Consider the following 21,523-nt stretch of genomic DNA (forward strand, 5'->3'; position numbering starts at 1 on the left):
ATTCTGCATTTGGAGAACACGAAAATGGTAATGACACTTGACGATACAAAACGGATGGCGATCGCAACCAAGCTCGCCGATATGAAAGCAATCCAGGAACTCATTATTGCCAACGAGCAAAAATTTATTTCGGCAACCACAGATTCGGAAATCGCAAAGCGGTTCCAAGAAATGCTCAAGGATGACCAAAAAAATCTGGGCGTCTTGGACACAGTGATGGTGCAATATGGTGTGAAATCGGAACCGAAAGACACCGTTACTGCCATGGCAGAGAAGGTTGAAGAACTGATGTCGGGTTCTAAGCTGTCGCTCTACGAGAAAGTGTTTCAGCATGAATTGCTCAAGCATCAACAAGTAATGTCGGGTATCGTGGTGCATAAGGCAGCCCAGAAAGTAGGGGCAGACATTGAAGCTGCGATTACGCCGCTCAATACGGTGAACTTTGAGAATCGCGCTCATCAAGAGCAACTCAAGGGTGTGCTAGAAAATCTGGGCGTCCGCGAACTTACGGGCATGGATGCGGATCAAGGTCTGTGGGCACGGGTGCAAGATGCAGTTGCGGCGCTTACCGGAGTGGCAGGTAGCGTTGTTACTCAGGGCAGCAACAAGTCTGACATGAATTTGCAAGACATTATCCGGATGGATCACCAGAAGGTTAACATTCTGTTTGGTGAAGTTGAGCAAACCAACGATCCTCAAAAGCGCCAAGAATACTTTGGTCAAATTTACAAAGATCTGACGGCTCATGCTCTTGCAGAAGAGGAAGTAGCCTATCCTGCGGTTCGGGGTCGTTATTCGGAAGGTGATCTACAAGAACTGTACGACGAGCAAGCTGACATGAAGGTGATCATGGATGAGATTCGCAGTATGAATCCAGCCTCTGAAGAATTCATGAATGCTGTACGCCGTTTGCGCGACATCGTGATGGATCACGTTCGTCAAGAGGAAAGCACTTACTTTGCCGCCATTCGCGATAACTTTAGCAGTGCTGAAAGCGAGCAGCTAGCATCTCAGTTCAAATCAGCTAAGAGCCGGATTCAGGACGAGCTTGCGGCATCGGCAAAGTAGCAGTTTAACTTGGGGCATAACAGGTCTCAACAAGCAGTGAAGTTTGAGTCTCCTCTAATGTCTTTAGAAAAATCGGAGACCTAACCATCTACATAAGTTTGAGTTACTTAGGGGCGTATGCATTACGCCCCTTTCTTTTGTTTAATCATGTGTTTTGTTTAATCATGTGTTTTGTTTGATCATGTATAGAGTAAGGTATAGTGCTAGCATCATCTACATTCACAAGCACACTAACTTACCTCATCAATCGAATGGATATTTCGCTACTGTTCCAGCGATTCACCGAGAGTAAAGAAATTGAAGCTGCGATCGCTGATTTACACGATCCTAAACTACTCTCATCGCTGATCGATTTAGAATTGCAAGATCCTCAGCGCGCCAATGTTTTCGGTATTAACCATGACAATGCAGAAAGTGTAATTCTAAGACGGCTAGAACTATTGAAAACTGTTTGTTCTGACTTTGTTCAATGCTGTTACACTCTTAATCTATTGCCCTTGCCTCTACCGTCGTTGTGGAGGGCATGGCTGCCTCTAGCACTTCAGATTGCCGATTGGCGATCGCAGCAAAATTGTCCTCTGATAGTCGGCTTTTTGGGAGGTCAGGGAACAGGCAAAACAACGCTCACTCAAGTACTGACCCTGGTTTTGAGTCATCTCAATTATCAAGCCATCAGTATGTCGTTAGATGATTTATATTTACCTTACTGCGATCGCCTCACGATCCAGCAGGATGATCCGCGCCTTGCTCGCCGAGGTCCGCCCGGAACCCATGATGTTCAGTTGGGTCAACAAGTGCTCCAGCAATTTCGGCGGCAGCAGTTTCCGGTCGCCATTCCTCAGTTTGATAAGTCAGCTTGGAACGGTAGCGGCGATCGCACCGACCCAATTCTAGTGCCTCAGGCAGATATTGTCTTATTCGAGGGTTGGTTTGTGGGCGCGCAACCTATTCCTAAAATGCTGTTTGAGACCGCGCCTGCTCCCATCGTGACAGAGTACGATCGGCAATTTGCTCGTGATATGAATGAACGCTTAAGAGACTATTTGCCGCTATGGCAACTTTTAGATCGGCTGATTGTTTTATACGTTTCAGACTATGAGTTAAGTAAGCGGTGGCGAAAGCAAGCCGAACATAAAATGATTGCTAAAGGCAATGCTGGAATGATCGATTCTGTAATCGATGATTTTGTGGAATATTTTTGCAAAGCACTACACCCAGCGCTCTTTATCCACCCCTTGATAAGGGATGCCAATCGAGCTAACATCGTGCTCGAAATCGATCGCAATCATCAACCTGGCGCAATTTATGCCCCTCCGAAAACCGAGTAGACTCTTAAACTATTTAACTAGCAATAGCCAATAGATAAAGGCAACGCTTCATCAATGGGGGCAATCGAGAAGCGCTGCCTATTTCACAATTTCTTGAGGAACGTTTCAACGATGTAAAACGTTATAGCTGTATTATTCATGAGCCGTTGATTTGCTTAATCCGTACGATTTCGGAACTCTGCTCACTCCGTCCCCCGATGCAGGTGATTTTGCGTATGGTTTTGTAGTTGTTTTAACAGAGGCTACGCTCTATCTTAGGGCGCGTTTTAGATAACATTACTGGGAGTTCCGTTAACGCCGCACCATAAAGCCTGCTAATCTTAACTGGAGAAGCGCAGTCTACCTAGCAGCAGCGATGAATTATCTTGTAGCCGTGTTAAGCGATCGCATCCAAGCCGAAGCAGCCTACTCAGCTTTAGAGCGCGAAGGATTGCCTATGAATAAAGTCGCTATTTTAGGTAGAGGCTACAAGAGCGCCGATGAGTTTGGTCTGATTGATCCCAACGAACAAGCGCTAAAGCAAGTCAAACTGATGGCGAGTTGGCTGATTCCCTTCGGGTTTGTCGGAGGAGTCGGGTTCAATGCCATTACAGGGCTGGATACCTTTGCTTGGGCAGGAGAAACAGGGAGTCTTGCGATCGCGGGGCTAGCAGGAGCCATATCCGGCGGGTTGGGTAGCGTGCTAGTCGGCGGCGGCGTTGGGCTGATCATTGGGGGAGGCGACGCCCTGCCCTACCGAAACCGACTGAATGCCGGAAAATATTTAGTAGTGGTTACAGGCTCAGAATCGCTGACGCGCAAAGCGAACAACATTTTGCAGCAGTATGATCTTGAGAACATCCAAGGCTATGCCGATTCGAGCACCGAGTAAGGGAAACCAGCGCCATTTATAACCCTGAAATCAAGATAGGTTGATTCTCGTGCTCTTGAGGAGCGGCGGCATTTTCGGCTGTCACGGCAACGGCGGCGATCCACTCTCTAGAGCGGAAAACGCTAGGTGGGGTGATGGTTTGTGTGGTTGTTCTTCCAGCCTCAACCTCAAATGAACCCATTAAGATGGCGCTTTTAGGGTCGGTTGTGAAAGGGGCATTGGGCTTTAAGACCACCCACAAGGCGTAGACCTGTCCGGGGGGCAAGGGTGGCAGATTCTGAGCAGTGATCCTGCCTTCAAGGCGGTTGGGATCGACCACAACCGTAGCAGATGCTGAAACCTCTGCGATCGCAGGTTTCAACCCATAGGTTAGCGCCTCGTCGGGCTGGGTTGGAGGCTGTAACGCCTGTCGCAATTGATAGTTGTTGATTCCCAAAGCCAGGATCACTCCTGCTGCTGCAAGTCCGGCAAGGTTTCCCCAAGTGGCTCTTCTCCGATGCGGACGCTCTTTTGACCGATCAGGAGCCAAATTGGGAGCCGCCAGAGCGCGATGTTTCTCTAAGATAGCAGCCCGCAAATGAGTGGGCGGCGTCACCTCAGCCGGGGCAAAAGATTGCTCTAGCACGTTCTGCATCCGCACAACCTCCTGCGCGATCGCCGGATCAGTTGCCAAAAGACGCTGAAATTCTTCTGCTTCTTCTGCACTCAGGTCGCCTAAAACATACCCGGAAACTAATAGCTCTATGTGTTCTGACAGCATCGACCCAGCCATAGTAAGTGCTTACCTCGCATCATTGGTGAGCGTTTGGCGTAGTTTCATCAATCCCCGCCGCGCTCTGGTTTTTACTGTGCCCAAGGGTAGCTCTAGCCGCTCAGCAATTTCAGACTGGCTCAGCCCATCGTAGTAAGCCATCCGCAAAATTTGCTGCTGATCAGCAGAAAGTTGGGCAAGCGCGGCGCTCACCTCCTGAGACTGTTCGGTTTGAAAAGCATGTTCTAACGTTGAGTCGGTTTGTAGATCGGGGGGGTGATTGGTCTGCCATTTTCTTAAGGACTCGCGCGAGGTCTGCCGCGATCGCACTCGGTCAATTGAGCGCGATCGCGTCAAGATCCCAAGAAATGTTCTCAAGGAACCGCGAGCCGGGTCAAACGAGCATTTATTAGCAAGGGTCAAGAAAATGTCTTGGGTTAAGTCCTCTGCTTCTTGAGGATTCGTTAAGATTTTGAGCGCAATGCCGTAAACCAGCCCTGCGTGACGATCATAAAGCATACCAAGTGCCTCTGTCTGTCCAGACTTTAGCGCCCGGTAAAGAGTAGCATCTGTCTCACTGGGGGATGAGAGTTCAGATGGCTGAGATTGCTCAAAATCCATAGTGCCTTAGACACTCTTAGTACGGCAACAAACAAGAATCGGATGCATCGATTCTCTCATGTCTTGTCGTTGTCTCAGTAGATGGAAGGTGATTAGGCAGAAAGTCCGCGCTGAAGTTGCCGTTCACGAATGCGATCGAGGGTTCCGAGAGGAATAGCTGAAATCAGTTGCTGCGTATAGGCTTGCTGGGGATGGGAGTAGATGCTGTCAGCCGTGCCGACTTCTTCGATCTTGCCGCGATTCATCACAATGATGCGATCGCTCATAAATTTCACAACGCTCAAGTCGTGAGAAATAAAAATATAGGTTAGCCCAAACTCGGATTGCAGTTCTTTCAGGAGGTTGAGCACTTGAGCCTGCACGGAGACATCTAAAGCAGACACCGACTCATCGCAAATGATGAATTTAGGATTGAGGGCAAGCGACCGGGCAATGCAAACCCGCTGACGCTGACCTCCAGAAAACTCGTGAGGATAGCGATTGATCCAGTTCGGGTTGAGCCCCACCCGCTCTAACAAGTACGCCACGCGATCGCGGTGTTGCTTTTTGCCGCCGCGCCCATAAATCTGCAACGGCTCCATTACCGCATCCCCAATATTCATGCGGGGATCAAGCGAACTGTAGGGATTTTGGAAAATAATTTGGATCTCTCGCCGCAGTTGCCGCACCGCTTTGCTAGAGAGCGCCAAAATATCACGCCCTTCAAACATCACCTGCCCGCTCCGTGGCTCGATCAGGCGCATCAACGTTCTCGCCAGGGTTGATTTGCCGCACCCCGATTCTCCCACCAGCCCCAAGGTTTCGCCCGGATACACCTCAAACGAAACATCGTTCACTGCCATCAGGTAGCGCTTGGTTCGCCCCAACACGCCCCGCACTGGAAACGCCACCTGCAAGTTGTGTACCGAAACGAGTGGCGCTTGCTGCTGCAACCCTTTCAACCGCCGATCAAATTCGGCTTCGCTGATGTCTTGGTGGTCTGCCAACACTGCGTTCACGTCCTGTTTTTTGGCTTGGATCAGCTTTTCGCCCGTGGGCAGCAGTGATACGTCCATAAAGTCTGAAACGGTAGGCAAAAATCGTAAGCGACGGGTTGGCTGAGGGCGGCAGGTTAGCAGCCCTCTGGTGTAGGGATGTTGCGGATTTGAGAAGATATCCAACACCGATCCATATTCCACAATGCTGCCTTCGTACATCACTGCAACTTCGTCGGCAATTTCAGCGATCAAGCCCAAGTCGTGGGTGATGAACATCATCGACATGCCCCGGCGATCGCGCAGTTCTCGCAGCAAGTCTAAAATGGTTGCCTGCACGGTGACATCTAGGGCGGTGGTGGGTTCGTCTGCGATCAGCAGCGTTGGGTTGCAGGAAATTGCCATGGCGATCATGATCCGCTGAAGCTGCCCCCCCGACAACTCGTGGGGATAGCGATCGAGCATGGCAGACTTTTGGCGGTTAATCTCTCGATCGAGGTCGGCTTCACTGGGCACAACCCCTCGGCTTTGATGCATCTCTTCTACCTGCCGCCGCTTTAACTCGGCATCTGGCGGCAAAACCCGCACTTCTTGCAATAGTGAAATGGCTCGCCGTCGCGCTTCTGGCTCTGAAAGCCGGGTGTGCTGACGAATGGCTTCTACCAACTGATAGCCGCAGGTATACACCGGGTTGAGCGAACTCATGGGTTCCTGGAAAATCATGGCGATGCGATCGCCGCGATAACTCCGCAGTTTCTCCTGCGAAACCGTTCGCAGATCAACCGCTGCCCCGTCGGTTTGATCGGGGTCAAACCAAATTTCACCGTTCGTAATTCGCCCTGGGGGATTGGGAATCAGCCCCATCACCGCCAACGATGTCACCGACTTGCCCGATCCCGACTCTCCCACAATGCCCAGGGTGCGCCCCCGTTTGACCTGAAACGAAATCCCGTCTACCGCTCTAACGATTCGGGTATCCGTCTTAAATTCAACTTGAAGGTTCCGAACGTCAAGAATGGTGTCACTCATAGGAGGCGCAACAAATAGCGAGAGTTGATAATAGTGTGAACGGAGTTCTGTGGATTGTAACAACGAATTTGGGGTGCCAAATGTTCCCAATGCAACGATCGAGAGAACGGAGTGTAGTGATATTGCGTTAGTGATTCATGTTAGGGATTCGTAGCATTGTTCAGAGCGTAGAGGTTCAGAGCGTAGAAGTTCAGAGCATAGAGAGTTCGCCGGTGACATCGAGCCGTTTGTAGCGTCCGAGGGTGATGTAGGTTTCAGACAGGGTTTCAGCCACCGATGGCGTAATCCACCCCATTTGTTGAAGAATGTGGATTGCGATCGCATATTTTGCTCGTTTTGCCCCGTCTGTCACCTTAATCGCCAGTCCAACCCCTTCTCCGACCCGCCCCATACACTGCACACCTTCTGCCCCCGATTTGCTGATAATCTCGCCTTCGGTGAGGCGCATCAGTTCGGTATCAAATTCTCCATCGCCTGCCACCATGGTGGGATGGTGGGTCATGGCTCTAGACACGCGTTCCATGTCTAGGCTGTTGCCCGACGCAAGCTGGGCATAGAGCCATGCCAACTGCCGCAGGGGCATGTAGTAGGTTGGTGCCCCACAATCATCCCGCGCTGGAATAAATTCTTCGGCTGGAATTTGCAGCAGTTCGGCGATCTTGCCCAAAATCAACTGCTGAATCGGGTGATTGTACTGAAGATAGCTGGTGAGGGGAAACCCGCGCTGCTGGCAAACGGCTAGCATGCCGGCATGTTTTCCAGAGCAGTTATACTGAAGCGGACTTTTTTTCCCTTCTGGCGTCGGGCATTGGAGGGCGGTGGGTTCGATGTCTGCGCGCCACAAAATATTAAAAACCTGCCGAACCTGCTCGATCGTGCCTTTGTGGGAACTGCACACGATCGCTAAGTCTCGATCGGTTAAGCTAAATCGCTCTAGGGTGCCGGTGGTAGTCACGGCTAGTGCCTGAAACGGCTTGAGCACCGATCGCGCGAACGTAGCCGCCTCAGCATTGCCAGCGCAGAGAAGAATGCGACCGCGATCGTCACAAATCATCGCCTGAGCAGAATGAACTGATTCAGTAATGCCTTCCCGCAAAAGCCTCACCTCTAGCTGTGCGGTGCTTTGAATTCGTTTACCCCTTGTCATGGGAAAGACTTTAGCATTAGGTGGAAACCGGCGTGAAAAAATGTTACGAGTTGTTAGAATCGGTCGTCACAAAAGCCACCATACTACCCCGCAGAGCAGAAAGGCGGCAGCGATCGCAGCAAACGATTTTTGCAATCGTTGCAATATCGGCTGGATCTGATACGACACAATTAGCTGATCTTGAGCCAGCACTTCTGGCGGTTTTTGCCAAATCTGCCCATCATACCAGCCCGATTCTTCATAAAATACGCTGGTGTTCAGGAGGCGAGTTCTCACGTAGACCCAGCCCAAATATAGCCGCACGAGTGCCAAAATCGGAATCAAGCTAGCGCCGATCGATGCCAGCAACAAAAACTGGGGCAGGTGCTTGGAAGGCGCAAAACTCACAGAGGCGATCGGGCCTGCAACGAGCCAATTAATCACCCATAAAATTGCGATCGGCTTGAGGTAACCCCACCGATCGAGGGTTGCCCAGCGAAAGAACCAGGATGTTTTGAGGTCTTGATACTCGTTGAGGGGTCGCTGTTCCACAGGAACGGGGCAGGTGACAGAATTCATAGCCAAGCCAAATGAAGTGGAATTCTATTCGTCAGTATAGAAGAGTTTTGAAGGGGGCAGCGCACGGAATTCTCTGAGTAACCCAAGGTGGGGCAGACGGTTGAGGAAACGACGCGATCGCTAGGAGCATCAGTGTATTAAAACCCCTGACGATTTACCTTCAGAAGCTCATCGTTGAAGCTCAGAGCTTGGTGGTTGAAGCAAATTGCTCGACGTTCCGAGTTCTGAGCTTCGTTTTTAGAGCAAAAAGCTTAATGTTCCGGGTTCGGAGGTCGAACCTTTAGGCTGGGAAGTCGGAATTTGGAGTAAAAAGGTCGAATCTTCGAGTAAAAAGGTTGAAGGTTGGAGTTCAAAGCTCAAAACGTCGAGGTTTGAACTCAAGCGATCGCTCTATCCTCTCGGCAGTCCGAGTTGAGAGTCTGTAACTTGGAGAGTGAGGAGGGCACACTGAACGCTCAGTTTATGCCCATCGATTGCCGCTTCTGTTAGCCCCATACTGAAATTGTTCCATGCCATCCACGCCCGAAAGCCTCCAGAAATTTGTCCGCTACTGTCAGCAGCATCTCAAAGGTGATGAGAAAGGGGAGTCCCAGAACTTCCTCGATCGCTTTTTTCAGGCATTTGGGCATGAAGGCGTAAAAGAAGCGGGGGCAACGCTGGAAGAACGAGTAAAAAAGGGCAGCAAAAAAGGCAATACGGGCTTTGCGGATCTTGCCTGGAAGCCCCATTTATTAATTGAGATGAAGAAGCGGGGCGAAGACCTCAACAAGCATTACGCCCAAGCGGTGACGTACTGGATGCAGTTGCAGTGCCCTAGCTATGTGATGCTGTGCAACTTTGATGAGTTCTGGATCTATGACTTTCGCAAGCAGTCGGAAGAGCCGATCGAGAAGATTGCGTTAGAACGTCTGCCCGAACGAGCGGGGGCGTTCGCGTTTATGAATCCAGAGGTGGATCGTGCGCCTGTTTTTAACAACAATTTGGTATCGGTGACCGAGAAGGCAGCGAGACGCATGGGCGAATTGCTGACGATGCTGATTGAGCGAAAGCAGGATGCCATCGATCCAAAAACGGCTCAGCGATTTGTGCTGCAATGTGTGCTAGCAATGTTTGCGGAAGATCGAAACCTATTGCCGGATGATCTATTTATTAGCGTGGTGCGCGAGTGCCTAGAGCGATCGCGCCAGGGTAAACCCTCGAACACCTACGATATTTTAGGGAACTTGTTTCAGGAGATGAATCGACCGGGGACGGCGACCGCAGGACGCTATCAGGGAGTGGAATACTTTAACGGCGGATTGTTTCGGGAGGTGCATCCCCTGGAACTGACCGAGAAAGAATTGGAACTGTTGGAGTTGGCTGCCTCGCAAGACTGGAAAGCGGTGCGTCCGTCGATTTTTGGCAACATCTTTGAGTCGGCGATCGGCAAAAGCAACAGCACTGAACGTCATGCCCACGGCATTCATTTCACCTCTGAAGAAGATATTCTCAAGATTGTTCGTCCGACGATCACGCGCTATTGGGAAGAGAAGATCAAGCAGGCGACGACGTTGGCGGAACTTTCTACGTTGCAGACGGAGTTGCGAGACTATAAGGTGCTTGATCCGGCGTGTGGGTCGGGGAATTTCCTCTACATGGCGTATCTAGAGCTAAAACGGCTGGAGCGGGTGCTGCAAGACAAGATTGATGCGCGACGGCGGTCGGAGAGTGGGCAGGGGCAGATGAGCATTGGGTTTGTTACCCCGCAGCAGTTTTATGGGATGGATACGAATGAGTTTGCGGTGGAGTTGGCGCGAGTGACGCTGATGATTGCCCGCAAAGTGGCGATCGACCTTTGCGATATTCATGACCAGCCTGCTCTACCGTTGGATACGCTGGATGAAAATATTGTCTGCCAGGATGCGCTGTTTACGGAGTGGGTGAAGGCAGACGCGATTATTGGCAATCCTCCTTTCTTGGGTGGTTATCGTCTGCGGCAAGAGCTAGGTGATGAACAAGTTAACCGGGTATTTGAAAGATTTCCTGGCGTTGTGGATCAGGTGGATATTAGTAGTTACTGGTTCAGGTTATCTCACGAAAACTTAAGCGGAAAAGGTCGAGCAGGCTTAGTTGCGACAAATACGATTAGTCAGGGGAAAACTCGAAAGGCTGGGTTAGATTACGTCACTCATAGCGGAGGAATTATTCATGATGCTGTCTCAACACAGCCTTGGTCAGGAGAAGCCAAAGTACATGTCAGTATCGTTAACTGGTGCTATGAGAAAACCCAAGAGCGTTATTTGGATGGTCAGATTGTTGCGTCTATAAGTTCTTCGCTTAAGTCAACTACCGATGTATCAACAGCTTCTCGACTCACAGCCAACCTAAGTTATTGCCTGCAAGGTGTTATGCCAGGTGGTAAAGGCTTCTTAATTACTGAACAAGAAGCCCAATTCTGGATTCAAAATGATCGAAGTAATAAACGGGTATTGAAACTCTTCCTAGATGGCTCCAATTTGGCTAAGGTTCCAGATGGAAAGCCAGATAGATGGATTATTGATTTTGATGACATGACTGTTGAAGACGCAAGTGACTATCAACTGCCCTTCAACCATATAAAGACAACGGTTAAACCTGAGAGAGATCAAAACCGACGAGATACAAGAAGATTAAACTGGTGGAAGCTTGGGGAGAACGCGCCGAAAATGCGTAGGGCTATTGCTCCTCTAAAACATTACTTTGCTGTGCCAGAAACATCTAAATGGTTTATTTTTTTGCTTTGTCCAGCTAATGCTTTGCCAGGAAAAGCTACTAAGCCTGTTGCTTCAGAAGATTTCTACATTCTTGGAATTCTCACCTCAAATGTGCATCGAACCTGGGTAAAAGCACAAAGTTCTACGCTTGAAGATCGAACTCGCTACACTCACAACACCTGCTTTGAAACCTTCCCCTTCCCCCAAACCTCAACTCCTAACCTCATCACCGCCATCCGCTCCACCGCCCAAGATCTCCACGACTACCGCAGCACCCAAATGGAGAAAAAACAGTGGGGCATCACCAAACTCTACAACGAATACTTCCACGAACCCACCAGCCAACTCTTCAAGCTCCACGCCAAACTCGATCAACTCGTGATGCAAGCTTACGGCTTCAACCCAGACGATGATCTGCTCGAAAAACTGCTGACGTTAAACTTAGAGTTAGCAGAAAAAGAAAAACGCGGCGTGGCGATCGTTGGTGCTTGGGCACCATAAGCCACTGGCTCTACTTGCAACCTGTCAAACTCAAATCAACCTCATGAATGCACTATGGCTGACATCACCCTCGACCCCGACCAACTCAAAACAGCACTCAAAAGCGCCATCATGGAACTTTTGCAAGATAACAAAGCCGAATTTTCTGAGCTAATTGCAGAAGTCATCGAAGATATCGCAATGGAGCGAGCGATCGCTGAAGGCACAACCACCGAACTTGTTAGCCGCGACACCATCTTTCAACTTCTGGAGCCAAAAGCGTGATCGTCACGTTTAGAAAAAGCTTCGAGAAAGACCTTGGCAAACTCCGCGATGCCGACTTGCTACGAAAAATCCAAGCCGTCATTGAAGAAGCAGAAGCAGCGGTCAACCTAATAGATATCAACAACATTAAAAAACTCAAAGCCGATGGCAACTGCTATCGCATTCGCGTAGGCAACTACCGCATCGGCTTGGTCTTAGATGAAACTGGAATCGTTTTTGTGAGAGTCCTTCATCGCAAAGAAATGTACCGCTACTTTCCCTAAACCAAAAAACAGTGGGGGCATCACCAAGCTTTACAACGAATACTTTTCCACAAACCCACCAGCCAACTCTACAAGCTCTAAGCCAAACTCGATAATGCCTTTTTTGACCGTAACTTCTACAAGCGACAGCAGCGAGGTGAAGAACCCCAATGAAAATTCAGTATTTTCCTGAAACAGATACTCTAGCGATCGAGCTAACCACAAAACCAGTCGCGGCAACAGATGCCATCACCGATGACTTGATTCTGGACTATGACAGCGATGGCAAAGTTGTTGCGATTACCTTAGATAACTATTCTCGAAATGTAGGAACCATTGATTTACAAGCACTAGGAGTGCCTCTTTTAGCGGCGTAATTTCCTTAGCAGTGGTCAAAAAGCTGCAATGTCCAAAGGGATTCGCAAAGCAAAGTTCAAAGGATGGCTCTCCAACCCCCATTCTTTCATCCTCCGAACTCGGCACTCCGCCCTCCAAACTCGAAACTCCAACTTCAGAGCTTGAAACATTGACCCCGGAACTGCACCCTTGAGCCTCAACCCTTGAAACTTGAGCTTCGGATCTCAAAACTTCGTTAGTTTAGATGAGCCGTAGGAACCCCCGGCTGACTGGCAGCAGCCCCATTCATAGACAGTGCCGCCTGCGCTTCTGCTAGCATCGTCTCTTCCACCGATCGCGGAAGTTGCACCTCGGCTCCGTTGGTGACGGCTCCCAGCAGCCGGAGATTGTCTGACTCGTTGAGTTGATCGATCGCCGTTTCTAGCAAACTTTGCTGAGTCACCCCCGGACGGGTCACCAAAATCATGCCATCGGTGAACGGTTCGAGCAAGAGCGCATCGTTGCACTTGCTCAACGCTGGCGAATCTAAAATCACAAGGTCAAAGCGCCCCCGTGCATCTTCAAGCAATCGCCGCATTTCGCTCGATTCTAAAATAGAAGCCGACTGCTGTTGCGGTCCTGGGCTGGCGACCACGTAAAGATTTTCAACCTCTGGAGCTAGCCGGATGCAGTCGCTCATTTGTCCTAAAAAGCGCAGCGGTTCGATCTGGCTGTCGGGATCGGCCGAGAGATTGACATAGTGAGCCGAGGAGGGCGATCGCAAGTCAGCTTCCATCAATAACGTCCGTTTTCCGGCTCTGGCAGATGCGATCGCTAGGTTATACGCCGTCACCGTTTTCCCTTCTCCATCGACCGTACTGATCAGCATCACCACTCGCGGCGCTTTCACATCCGTCAACCGCAAATTGCTGCGAAACCGCTCATAATATTCAAAATACGGCGAATTGGGCTGAATCAGCACCGGCGAACTGCCAGGAATAAAGGATTTCACTCGCGGCAACACGCCCAAAATTGCCACATCTCGCTGTCGAATCGCCTCGCGCAGATCTTCTTCGGTGTAAAACGTGCCCTCTAAGGTATCCAGCAAAAACACCAACCCCGCCCCCAGCACCAGCCCAACAATCCCGCCAATGCCCAGCGTCACCGGAATACTTTTAGGAGCCTTGAGGCTAGCCGGGGCAACCGACGGATTTCTTGCCAAACTCAAGCTACTCACGGTTTCAGCCTCTGCCGCACGGGCATCCACCAACTTTTGCTGCATCTGATCGTAGAGACTCTTCTTGAGCTTTACCTGATCTTGCAGGCGACCTTGCTCCATTTGCTTATTGGGAATGTTGGAGAATTCTTGGCGCAATTCTTGCTCCGATCGCGCGGTCGAAATCAACTGTTGCTGAAGGGTTTCTTGTTGAGTCTGAAGATTGACCAGCGTATTTGCCAATTGCTGTCTCGCTGGATCAAGGCTGCTATCTTGCCGCACATTGCCAATCAGCGGTGCCGCCGACCCGCCACCGCCGACCACTTCTGCTGCCCGTTTTTGCAGTTCTTCTTCAAAGGCTTCTTGCTGTTTTCTCAGCGTCTCCATTTGGGGATGTTCGACCCGCAAATCTTTGCCCAACACCGCCAGTTGCGCTTCAACTTGCTGAATCTGAGCGCGCAGACTGGCAATGATCGGATCGGCACTGAGGGCAGAAGCGACGTAGGCTTGGTCGGGGTTGAGTCCGAGTTTGGTTTGCAAACTGCGAATTTGGGTGTTTACCCCGTCTAGCTGTAGCTGAAGCAATCGCGCCTGCTGCTGGCTGCCCGTAATCGATTTGATAATGCTGCCATCTTGAGCCGCCAAAATTTGCGTCCCCTGGGAGCGATCAAAGGTTTCTAGAGCGTTTTCTGCCGTTGTCAATTCGCTTTTAACTTTGGGTAACCGTTGCTCGATCGAGTCGATTACCGATCGCAGGCGCGCTGAGTTGTTAGATTGGCTCTGCTCCACAATGCGCTGCGGCAGCTGCTGAATCACCCTCGCGGCTCGCTGCTGATCGTCATCTTTGTAGGTGAGGTCTATTTGTGCCTTGCCGCCTTCGTCTTTGCCGCTTTTGCCGCCTGCTCCGATTTTGACAGCAATCCGATTGTTGAGATCTTTGGGGGCAAGCCCAACCTCTTTTGCGATCGCTTCAATCAACTCTTTGGGCAACAGCGCATCTGCTGTAAAGGTCTCTACCGGCTGCCGCACTTCTGTGCCAATGGTGGAAAAAGCAATAGGCGGAGCGTTGGACACCAGGGAAGCCTCAGCAAGATAGATGGGCGGGGCTTCGGGCTGAATGGCGATCACTCCGGCAGCCCCCAACCCTACTGCCACCCCGGCAGGAATGACCCACTTATATCGGTTAACGGCGAGAAGATAACGTTTGACAATTGGAGACATAGGTAGAAGCCCATCGAGTTAAAGCAGGGGAGAAGCTCTAGCGATCGTCATCGCTATTATTCGGACCAAACAGATTAGCCGCGCCGCCGCGCAACTCTCTAAAAAACAACAGAAATCCCAGCACGTCCCGAAACGGTTGGGTGAACGTATTGAGCGCGTAAGTGATTTTGCCCACTAAATTCCGACCGATGACAATCACATCGTTGTCTTCTAGGGCAACATTTTGCGATAGATCGCCCATGAGCACGTTTCTAGCGTTGATTTCGCGCGAGACGGCTTTTTTTTGCACCGGGTCAAATCGGATCAGCGCAACGCGGCGAAAATCGATGCGATCGGGGTTGGGTCGAGCCGCCGACAAAGCATCTAGAAAGGTACTGCCGTTGGCAAGTGTGACGTTGCCCAAGCCGCCACTGGCATAGCTGAGAATCCGCACCGTAATTTGCGGCTTAACCAGCGTAGAACGAGCGACCAACTCGCGATCGTAGTCTTGACTGGTTCCCGGCTCGATCTTGGGAATCACCACCACATCCCCGTCTTGCAGCCGCAGATCGGGCAAAGCAGACCCATCCTTCAACGGCGTGACCAAATCGAGTTTTTCTTCTAGGGTAGACCCATCCCGCAAACTGCGCTTGACTCGCACCGATCGCAAGTCTGCGGTTGCGGTTGCTCCGCCTGCGGTCAGCAAAGCAGCGCTCACCCGTGGCAACGGCAGTGGATACAACCCTGGGCGCGTGATTTCGCCGGTGAGGGTGACTAAAACCGGGCGAGGATTGGTCAGTGCCAGATACACGATCGGGTCAATTACATAGCGATTGAGTCCTTGCCGGACTTTTTCTTGGGCTTGTTCAATCGTCAGTCCTGCCAGCGAAAGACGACCCAAAAGCGGAGCCGTAATGTTGCCTTCTTGATCGATCGCGGCTTGAAAATTTAAGTCTGGAAAGCGCTGGACGACTACCGCAATGCTGTCGCCACCGCCCAAACGGTAAGGCTCAAACGAGGGCGGCGGCGACACCAGGGCAGGAGAAATCGGCAACAGCGGCGTGACTGGAACGACGGGCACCACCAAATTTCCTGGGGTCGTGGCGGGAAGCTCCCCTTTCTCTCGAAGCCGCTGCCGTGCTTGCTCGATCAAGTCTAGGGAGGTGGGGCGCTGGGGAGCCATGGGGTCTTCGGAGTTGCGCTCTGCACTAGCTGGATCTGCCGGATTGAGTACAGGCGGCATCGGGGTTTGACCGGGTACCTGGCTTAGGAGCGGTTGATCTAGGTGATCTAATCGCGGATCGAAGGCAGGTTGACTTGATGCCAAATCAGCCTTCACCGTTCCGGCAGCCCAGGTGAGCGCCACCAAAGGCAAGGTTGTGACGACGGAATGAGTACTCACTAAATAGAACGCAGTTAATCGAGAAGCTAAAGACATAGCGGGAACATAGACGGGCTAACAGCACGATGGATTTCACCAATACTCGGTAGAACTCGACCCCTTCTGTGCAAATAATCTGTGCAAATAAATGGGTGAAGGCAACACCGCCTTGCAGCCAGGAATGAAGGGAGCGGAGGAGGACGGGGGCAGGGCGTCCAATCATTTCTCTTTATTCACTGCGATCGCACAAATTTCAGGCATCTCCGGATTAGATTTGTGTGCTTTTTTATGAAGATTGCTTTCCATTCTACGGGTGGATCGTCAATTGGCTCACCCAGCATTGTCATTGAGCACGCCCTCCATCAGGTTGACCTGAACAGTTTGCGCCAACGACTCCAGCTTTAACCAAGATTTCTCAATGTCACCCAACGGTTCGATGGGCAACAACACACTCACCGCCACCCAAGCCGCCCGGCGATCGCGCCATTGAGCCAACCGATCCACCACAAACCAATGGCTCGGCATCGCATGCCCCCCCCCTGACCAGGCATACCATTGCAGCACTGCGTAAGTCTGCTTCTCTGTCCACGCACGAAAAAAGCGGGCACTCACGAGGGCAGGCAATGGGGAGGTGACAAATTCTGCGGTTCGAGCCGAATCTGTTTTCCAGCCTTGAGCGCCATCTAGATCTGTCCATTCCACCGCCGGCTGATCCATCGGTCCGTTTTGCGGAAACAAAAACAGCGTTGCCTCCGTGGGAGAACCATCCACCCTTTGTTCAGCGCTGAGGTTTGCCCGAATCGTTTGCTGTACCCATTGACGATCGCCAATGATCGGGGTTTGCCGATCGAGGGTTTGCCACTCGGTGAGCGCCAGCCCATCTTGTTTCAGTTGCTTGAGTTGCTTGAGAACCACGATTCTGGGTGGCGATGCCCAGCGCCATTTGCCGCCTGCTAGATAGCCCGGAATTGCCCCCCAGCAGACGAGGGCAACCAGCAAAACTAAAACCACCAATTTGGTCAGGGAACGCCGCTTAAGCTTGGGGAGAGACAGTTGCATGGGGCAAAATTCAGAGGGAGTCTTGAGGAACAGTTGGAGCGAAAAAAGATTCGATTTGGTGGAGCAGCAGTACCAGCAAGCCCAGCATGGCGGCTGAGTAAGCATCGCCGCCCCAGCCATCGTGCAGCCAGCGAAAAGCAGCGTCTCGACTCGTGCCGTGAAAGTAGGCCAGCAAGGTATTTCGGACGATGTTGCTGAGAATGCTGAGCGCGATCGTGGCGGCTAGAAAGGCAGTCACAATTTGGCGCGATCGCAGGTTATCTGTCCAATACAGCAACATCAGCGCCACATACAAACTGGTGAACAACATCTTCAGCCCTGCACAGTAGGGCGCAACTTCTACCAATTTTCCGCCCACCAGTAAATAGATGTTTTGCACCGTCACATCCATGCCCAGTTGGGTGAGAATAAATCCGGCACTTCCGGCAATAAACGCCTGAAGCGGTAGTGTGTAGGGCGTAATCAGGTAAGGAATCTCGTTAGGCGTCGCCAGAAAAACGAGTAGGAGGGGAAACGCTTGCAGTTTCAGCCCAGGCAAGCCTTTGAGCCATAAACAGAGTCCGGTGAGCAGCAATGGAAAAGAGAGATTCACTGGATCAGGTAATCCACTGAGATAAAAAACGCCAGCGATCAGGAGAAACCCTGCACCGAGCAGATTTGCCCCTCCCCATTCTGCTTGAGGCATTGAACGTGAAGGTAGGTTTTGTGCCGAGGGGGTGAGCCGCTGCCATCGTTTGCGGTGCATCCAGGCGATGTAAGCGGCAAACGGCAACCCGATCAACCCATGACTAAAATACTCGTGCTCGATGCTAATGGATTTTCGCAGCCAGCCGTCTCCCCAATGCAAGAGTAGGGGGGCATACATCAGCGTGAGCAAGCCGAGCAGGGCAGCATCGCTCCAGTAGCGTTCTAGAAGAGAGATCCGGGCAGTTTGCATAGCGGTTAGGCTGAAAGTTGAATTGCAGAGGGTGTGGCGAGCGCTTCCTCAATCGTGCCCATCACTTGTATCACATGTTCCTCAGTAAGTCCCGGATACATGGGTAAAGAAATAATTTCTTGACACAATAATTCGGCGATCGGGAAGTCCCCGGCACGATACCCCAAGTTTTTAAACGCAGGCTGAAGGTGACAGGGCAACGGATAGTGAATTCCTGTTTGAATGCCTTGGGCGTTGAGACGGTCGTGCAGGAGATCGCGATCGATCGGGCAGATCAGGTCGCCGGTTGGTGTATTTTGAAACGCTCGAATCACATACAAATGATAGACATGCCCTTTGCCGCTCTGGTTTTGGATGGGTAAAAGCCCTTTCGAGTTGAGGGGTTTGAGCAGGGCGTTGTACTGCTCGGCAATCCGCAAGCGATCGCGGTTCCATTCTTCTAAATAGGGCAGCTTGACGCTCAGCACTGCTGCCTGCATCGAATCTAACCGGCTATTGGTTCCATAATCGACATGAAAATATTTGCGAGGTGCGCCATAGTTGCGTAACGATCGCAGTTTTGCCGCGATCGCGTCGTCTTGAGTCACAACAATACCGCCATCGCCCAATGCCCCTAGATTTTTGCTGGGGTAGAAACTAAACGCAGCAGCAACCCCAATAGACCCTGCTCGGAATCCTTCTCGCTGCGCTAAATGCGCTTGGGCTGCATCTTCAAAAATGATCAGATCGTAGGTGTTGGCTAAATCCCGTAACAGCGTTGGTGACACCATTTGCCCGTAGAGATGCACCGGCACAATGGCGCGGGTTCTAGGAGTCACTGCCTTTTCTGCCGCCCCTAGATCCAACAGTGCCGTTTTAGGATCGCAATCGACTAAAACCGGGGTAGCGCCTGCTCTCAAAACGCCGATTAGGGTTGCGACAAAGGTGTTTGCTGGCAAGATCACTTCATCGCCGCTGCCAATTCCGCAGGCTTGCAGACCCAGCGCGATCGCATCAGTTCCGCAGGCGACGCCCACCCCAAACGCGGTGCCGCACGCTTTGGCAAATGCTTGCTCAAACTCGACGACGGCTTGCCCCAACACATAGTCACCCCGCTCGATGACGGTGCGGATGGCTTGGTCAATGTGAGGTTGAATCGGCTGGTGTTGTAACGTGAGATCGACAAAGGGTATGGCGGTAGAGACGCTCTGCATAGTCATGCCAGTAAGGAAGCTAGTCAGGGTTAGAGTACCCACAGGAGGGCGGTCAATTTAGATTGGCACGATTTTGGCAGGGCGTCTGTAGCCGCGTTCAAGATTGCCGTCGGTGCACAATTTCCCAAGGCAGCACCAGCAGTAAAGCCATCCAATACTACCGCCAACAGCTTTCTAGCAAGCTCTGTCTTGGCGCGGGCAGCATTGAAAATAATTTAAAGCGTCTCGATGTTAGGACAAATCAGGGTCTCCGCCAGATGCGCCGATGGCTCTTCTTGCCAGTCATTCAGCAGGTCTTGCAGTTCGGCTCGCAACGCCTGCAACTGCCTGATCTGCTGATCAATAGTCTGAACTTTTCCGTGGATTTGCTGTTTAACGCGATCGCAGGGCAACTGCCCCTGATCATGTACCTCTAAAATATCTTTGACTTCGGTCAGGCTCAGCCCTAGGGATTGCGCGCGTTTGATGAAACCCAAGCGCTCTATCACAAGCGGTCTAAACAGGCGATAGCCCGCCTGCGATCGCTCAACGGCAGGAGAAAGCAGCCCAATTTCATCGTAGTAACGGATAGTTTTGATCGGTAGACTGCTCTGAGCCGACACTTCGCCAATTCTCAGGAGCAACGGTGTCTTAACGGCATTCATCGCTTCTTGGGGACACTCAACGTTGGTAAAGAGGGGCGAGACGACTGCGGCGGCAAAGCGCTCAGGGCAACCCGCTCGTCTCGCATCTCGCCTCGATTGGTAGTAGGACGCCGATAAAACTGCCACAAACGTAGCCCAAGAGCGGCTGAAACAACGCACAACCCAAAGAAAACAAGGGATGAGCTTTGATCTAGACTACCGATCGCGACATCTACCGCGCCTGCAATTAGCACAAAGCCCGTAATAGGCTCTTTCCCATACACTAACTTCAATCCCCGACTCCATAGAGCATTCAGAGCATTCATGGTAGGTTGCTCGATTACAGCGATTTATTCTATAAAACTGACGCAAAAGCTGTCAAAAACATTGCGCCCGTCTTCCTACCAGTTTAAAGCGTCCGACCGTGCAAAATAGAATCTTTTGAGTAGAGATTTCCAACCCAGTCTAGAAAAGCTGTTGGCGCAGGTCTCTTTTAGCCAAAACCTGCCATCTGGCGACGGATGAGCTACTCAGAGAAGGCTCGACTTACTCATCCGCTCCCTCGGTTGCAACTGCCGCCCCTCAAAACCCTAGCGGGCATTCACGACGCTGCCGCTTTATCCTTATTCTTAAAAGTTTTTTGCATCACTCGCTGAAGCAAGCCCGGAAACAGCCGATTTGAGAACAGCGACAGCTTAGCTGACCCCACCAGCACCTCCGTACGCTTGTGTTGAACGGCGTCCCAAATCGCTTCGGCAACATCCGTTGGCTTCTCAATCACAGGCATTGCCAACACTTGCTCAAGCTGTTGACGCCGCGCTTGTTTGTCCTCCTCATCTGTGCCCTGAAACAGCGCCCGCTCCATGAAATTGCTCTTAATCAAACTGGGATAGATGCCGCAAACGGTAATTCCTTTTGGGGCAAGCTCTGACTCTAGAGATTTGGTCAAACCAGTGACCGCAAATTTGCTCGTTGCATAGGGAACCAGATATGGAGTTGGAACCCGCCCACCGATCGAGCTAAGATTCACAATCATTCCCGATCCTTGGCGGATAAAGTGAGGCAGCAAGGCGTGAATCGTGTGAATATAGCCCCACAAATTGGTATCTAAAATCAAGTGCCAATCGTCTAACGAATACTGCTCTGTGGGCCCAGAGGTATAAATGCCAGCATTATTCACCAGCACGTCAACCGAACCGTATGCCGCGATCGCACGCTCAACTAACTGGTTCACCTGCTCTGGGTCGCGAACATCGGTTGGCACTGCGATCGCGGCATGCTCAAACGTTGCCAACTCTTGAGCCAGTGCCTCTAGCCGCTCGGCATTGCGAGCCGCCAAAACCACGTTATATCCATGGCGCGCAAACAGAAGGGCAGTCTCGCGACCAATGCCCTGAGACGCGCCTGTTATTAAAACGGTAGAAGCCATAGGTTTGGTAAATCGCGATAAACAATCATGCTTCTAACCTCGCTGAGATGCCCAAAAAGAACT

General features: G+C 51.3%; 22 protein-coding genes. 7 read left to right on the forward strand and 15 right to left on the reverse strand.

Annotation, left to right across the window (positions count from 1 at the left end; translation table 11 throughout):
- Nucleotides 1-24: 24 nt before the first annotated feature.
- The 3 genes from GS601_RS02555 (at nucleotide 25) to GS601_RS02565 (ending at nucleotide 3,267) form a co-directional block, all read left to right on the forward strand.
- On the forward strand, nucleotides 25-1,068 hold the full coding sequence (locus tag GS601_RS02555; RefSeq protein ID WP_162421682.1) for a hemerythrin domain-containing protein: 1,044 nt from the start codon (nucleotides 25-27) through the stop codon (nucleotides 1,066-1,068).
- Nucleotides 1,069-1,319: 251 nt separating this feature from the next.
- A complete protein-coding gene (locus tag GS601_RS02560; RefSeq protein WP_202924799.1) occupies nucleotides 1,320-2,396 on the forward strand; it encodes a glycerate kinase in 1,077 nt (358 codons plus the stop codon).
- A 355-nt stretch (nucleotides 2,397-2,751) separates the two neighbouring features.
- Entirely contained in the window at nucleotides 2,752-3,267 is a 516-nt protein-coding gene (locus tag GS601_RS02565; RefSeq protein WP_162421683.1) for a hypothetical protein, read from the forward strand.
- A 16-nt stretch (nucleotides 3,268-3,283) separates the two neighbouring features.
- On the opposite strand, the gene GS601_RS02570 is transcribed toward GS601_RS02565, so the two are convergent.
- From GS601_RS02570 to GS601_RS23495, 6 genes are all read right to left on the reverse strand, one after another.
- Nucleotides 3,284-4,039 (reverse strand): anti-sigma factor, encoded by a 756-nt coding sequence (locus GS601_RS02570; RefSeq protein WP_162421684.1) that lies wholly within the window; start codon nucleotides 4,037-4,039, stop codon nucleotides 3,284-3,286.
- A 9-nt stretch (nucleotides 4,040-4,048) separates the two neighbouring features.
- Complete coding sequence (locus tag GS601_RS02575) at nucleotides 4,049-4,639, reverse strand: sigma-70 family RNA polymerase sigma factor (RefSeq protein ID WP_162421685.1); 591 nt, start codon at nucleotides 4,637-4,639, stop codon at nucleotides 4,049-4,051.
- 92 nt (nucleotides 4,640-4,731) lie between these two features.
- Nucleotides 4,732-6,642, reverse strand: coding sequence for an ABC transporter ATP-binding protein (locus GS601_RS02580; protein ID WP_162421686.1), 1,911 nt, complete (start codon nucleotides 6,640-6,642; stop codon nucleotides 4,732-4,734).
- 190 nt (nucleotides 6,643-6,832) lie between these two features.
- A complete protein-coding gene (locus GS601_RS02585; protein ID WP_162421687.1) occupies nucleotides 6,833-7,789 on the reverse strand; it encodes an asparaginase in 957 nt (318 codons plus the stop codon).
- 66 nt (nucleotides 7,790-7,855) lie between these two features.
- Nucleotides 7,856-8,347 carry a CGLD27 family protein gene (locus GS601_RS02590; protein WP_162421769.1) on the reverse strand — a complete coding sequence of 164 codons (492 nt, stop codon included), beginning with the start codon at nucleotides 8,345-8,347 and terminating at the stop codon, nucleotides 7,856-7,858.
- Nucleotides 8,348-8,737: 390 nt separating this feature from the next.
- Nucleotides 8,738-8,863 carry a hypothetical protein gene (locus GS601_RS23495; protein ID WP_274381924.1) on the reverse strand — a complete coding sequence of 42 codons (126 nt, stop codon included), beginning with the start codon at nucleotides 8,861-8,863 and terminating at the stop codon, nucleotides 8,738-8,740.
- On the opposite strand from GS601_RS23495, the gene GS601_RS02595 reads away from it, so the two are divergent.
- The 4 genes from GS601_RS02595 to GS601_RS02610 all read left to right on the forward strand — a co-directional run bounded on the left by GS601_RS02595 (nucleotide 8,857) and on the right by GS601_RS02610 (nucleotide 12,463).
- Nucleotides 8,857-11,580, forward strand: a complete 2,724-nt coding sequence (locus tag GS601_RS02595; RefSeq protein ID WP_162421688.1) for a class I SAM-dependent DNA methyltransferase — start codon at nucleotides 8,857-8,859, stop codon at nucleotides 11,578-11,580. The genes GS601_RS23495 and GS601_RS02595 overlap by 7 nt on opposite strands.
- A gap of 54 nt (nucleotides 11,581-11,634) precedes the next feature.
- The gene (locus GS601_RS02600) at nucleotides 11,635-11,844 is read left to right on the forward strand and encodes a hypothetical protein (RefSeq protein ID WP_162421689.1); all 210 of its coding nucleotides are present in this window, start codon (nucleotides 11,635-11,637) and stop codon (nucleotides 11,842-11,844) included.
- A complete protein-coding gene (locus tag GS601_RS02605; protein ID WP_162421690.1) occupies nucleotides 11,841-12,107 on the forward strand; it encodes a type II toxin-antitoxin system RelE/ParE family toxin in 267 nt (88 codons plus the stop codon). Before GS601_RS02600 ends, GS601_RS02605 begins: the two co-directional genes overlap by 4 nt.
- Nucleotides 12,108-12,256: 149 nt before the next feature.
- On the forward strand, nucleotides 12,257-12,463 hold the full coding sequence (locus tag GS601_RS02610) for a DUF2283 domain-containing protein (protein ID WP_162421691.1): 207 nt from the start codon (nucleotides 12,257-12,259) through the stop codon (nucleotides 12,461-12,463).
- 215 nt (nucleotides 12,464-12,678) lie between these two features.
- Here the strand turns inward: GS601_RS02610 and GS601_RS02615 are convergent, their stop codons facing one another.
- The 9 genes from GS601_RS02615 to GS601_RS02650 form a co-directional block, all read right to left on the reverse strand.
- On the reverse strand, nucleotides 12,679-14,859 hold the full coding sequence (locus tag GS601_RS02615; protein ID WP_162421692.1) for a GumC family protein: 2,181 nt from the start codon (nucleotides 14,857-14,859) through the stop codon (nucleotides 12,679-12,681).
- 37 nt (nucleotides 14,860-14,896) lie between these two features.
- Nucleotides 14,897-16,240: a polysaccharide biosynthesis/export family protein gene (locus GS601_RS02620; RefSeq protein ID WP_338016946.1), complete on the reverse strand. Its 1,344-nt coding sequence runs from the start codon at nucleotides 16,238-16,240 to the stop codon at nucleotides 14,897-14,899.
- Nucleotides 16,167-16,442, reverse strand: coding sequence for a hypothetical protein (locus GS601_RS23065; RefSeq protein ID WP_238392932.1), 276 nt, complete (start codon nucleotides 16,440-16,442; stop codon nucleotides 16,167-16,169). The genes GS601_RS02620 and GS601_RS23065 overlap by 74 nt, the downstream gene beginning before the upstream one ends.
- A 107-nt stretch (nucleotides 16,443-16,549) precedes the next feature.
- Nucleotides 16,550-17,278, reverse strand: coding sequence for a cyanoexosortase B system-associated protein (locus GS601_RS02625; protein ID WP_162421693.1), 729 nt, complete (start codon nucleotides 17,276-17,278; stop codon nucleotides 16,550-16,552).
- A 10-nt stretch (nucleotides 17,279-17,288) separates the two neighbouring features.
- Nucleotides 17,289-18,215: a cyanoexosortase B gene (gene crtB, locus GS601_RS02630; protein WP_162421694.1), complete on the reverse strand. Its 927-nt coding sequence runs from the start codon at nucleotides 18,213-18,215 to the stop codon at nucleotides 17,289-17,291.
- A gap of 5 nt (nucleotides 18,216-18,220) precedes the next feature.
- Complete coding sequence (locus GS601_RS02635) at nucleotides 18,221-19,414, reverse strand: DegT/DnrJ/EryC1/StrS family aminotransferase (protein WP_238392934.1); 1,194 nt, start codon at nucleotides 19,412-19,414, stop codon at nucleotides 18,221-18,223.
- A gap of 209 nt (nucleotides 19,415-19,623) precedes the next feature.
- On the reverse strand, nucleotides 19,624-20,052 hold the full coding sequence (locus GS601_RS02640; protein WP_162421696.1) for a heavy metal-responsive transcriptional regulator: 429 nt from the start codon (nucleotides 20,050-20,052) through the stop codon (nucleotides 19,624-19,626).
- A complete protein-coding gene (locus tag GS601_RS02645) occupies nucleotides 20,049-20,357 on the reverse strand; it encodes a hypothetical protein (protein ID WP_202924800.1) in 309 nt (102 codons plus the stop codon). The genes GS601_RS02640 and GS601_RS02645 overlap by 4 nt, the downstream gene beginning before the upstream one ends.
- Before the next feature lie 275 nt (nucleotides 20,358-20,632).
- Nucleotides 20,633-21,460, reverse strand: a complete 828-nt coding sequence (locus GS601_RS02650; RefSeq protein ID WP_162421697.1) for an SDR family NAD(P)-dependent oxidoreductase — start codon at nucleotides 21,458-21,460, stop codon at nucleotides 20,633-20,635.
- Nucleotides 21,461-21,523: the final 63 nt, after the last annotated feature.

Origin of the sequence: Myxacorys almedinensis A (assembly GCF_010091945.1) — a bacterium.
GTDB classification, from domain to species: Bacteria; Cyanobacteriota; Cyanobacteriia; order Leptolyngbyales; family Leptolyngbyaceae; genus Myxacorys; species Myxacorys almedinensis.

What these genes read in the sequence shown, in the direction of transcription:
- GS601_RS02555 (WP_162421682.1), top strand. Translation starts at nt 25, where the DNA reads ATGGTAATGACACTTGACGATACAAAACGGATGGCGATCGCAACCAAG.
- GS601_RS02560 (WP_202924799.1), top strand. Translation starts at nt 1,320, where the DNA reads ATGGATATTTCGCTACTGTTCCAGCGATTCACCGAGAGTAAAGAAATT.
- GS601_RS02565 (WP_162421683.1), top strand. Translation starts at nt 2,752, where the DNA reads ATGAATTATCTTGTAGCCGTGTTAAGCGATCGCATCCAAGCCGAAGCA.
- GS601_RS02570 (WP_162421684.1), bottom strand. Translation starts at nt 4,039, where the DNA reads ATGGCTGGGTCGATGCTGTCAGAACACATAGAGCTATTAGTTTCCGGG.
- GS601_RS02575 (WP_162421685.1), bottom strand. Translation starts at nt 4,639, where the DNA reads ATGGATTTTGAGCAATCTCAGCCATCTGAACTCTCATCCCCCAGTGAG.
- GS601_RS02580 (WP_162421686.1), bottom strand. Translation starts at nt 6,642, where the DNA reads ATGAGTGACACCATTCTTGACGTTCGGAACCTTCAAGTTGAATTTAAG.
- GS601_RS02585 (WP_162421687.1), bottom strand. Translation starts at nt 7,789, where the DNA reads ATGACAAGGGGTAAACGAATTCAAAGCACCGCACAGCTAGAGGTGAGG.
- GS601_RS02590 (WP_162421769.1), bottom strand. Translation starts at nt 8,347, where the DNA reads ATGAATTCTGTCACCTGCCCCGTTCCTGTGGAACAGCGACCCCTCAAC.
- GS601_RS02595 (WP_162421688.1), top strand. Translation starts at nt 8,857, where the DNA reads ATGCCATCCACGCCCGAAAGCCTCCAGAAATTTGTCCGCTACTGTCAG.
- GS601_RS23495 (WP_274381924.1), bottom strand. Translation starts at nt 8,863, where the DNA reads ATGGCATGGAACAATTTCAGTATGGGGCTAACAGAAGCGGCAATCGAT.
- GS601_RS02600 (WP_162421689.1), top strand. Translation starts at nt 11,635, where the DNA reads ATGGCTGACATCACCCTCGACCCCGACCAACTCAAAACAGCACTCAAA.
- GS601_RS02610 (WP_162421691.1), top strand. Translation starts at nt 12,257, where the DNA reads ATGAAAATTCAGTATTTTCCTGAAACAGATACTCTAGCGATCGAGCTA.
- GS601_RS02615 (WP_162421692.1), bottom strand. Translation starts at nt 14,859, where the DNA reads ATGTCTCCAATTGTCAAACGTTATCTTCTCGCCGTTAACCGATATAAG.
- GS601_RS23065 (WP_238392932.1), bottom strand. Translation starts at nt 16,442, where the DNA reads ATGATTGGACGCCCTGCCCCCGTCCTCCTCCGCTCCCTTCATTCCTGG.
- GS601_RS02625 (WP_162421693.1), bottom strand. Translation starts at nt 17,278, where the DNA reads ATGCAACTGTCTCTCCCCAAGCTTAAGCGGCGTTCCCTGACCAAATTG.
- crtB (WP_162421694.1), bottom strand. Translation starts at nt 18,215, where the DNA reads ATGCAAACTGCCCGGATCTCTCTTCTAGAACGCTACTGGAGCGATGCT.
- GS601_RS02635 (WP_238392934.1), bottom strand. Translation starts at nt 19,414, where the DNA reads ATGACTATGCAGAGCGTCTCTACCGCCATACCCTTTGTCGATCTCACG.
- GS601_RS02640 (WP_162421696.1), bottom strand. Translation starts at nt 20,052, where the DNA reads ATGAATGCCGTTAAGACACCGTTGCTCCTGAGAATTGGCGAAGTGTCG.
- GS601_RS02645 (WP_202924800.1), bottom strand. Translation starts at nt 20,357, where the DNA reads ATGAATGCTCTGAATGCTCTATGGAGTCGGGGATTGAAGTTAGTGTAT.
- GS601_RS02650 (WP_162421697.1), bottom strand. Translation starts at nt 21,460, where the DNA reads ATGGCTTCTACCGTTTTAATAACAGGCGCGTCTCAGGGCATTGGTCGC.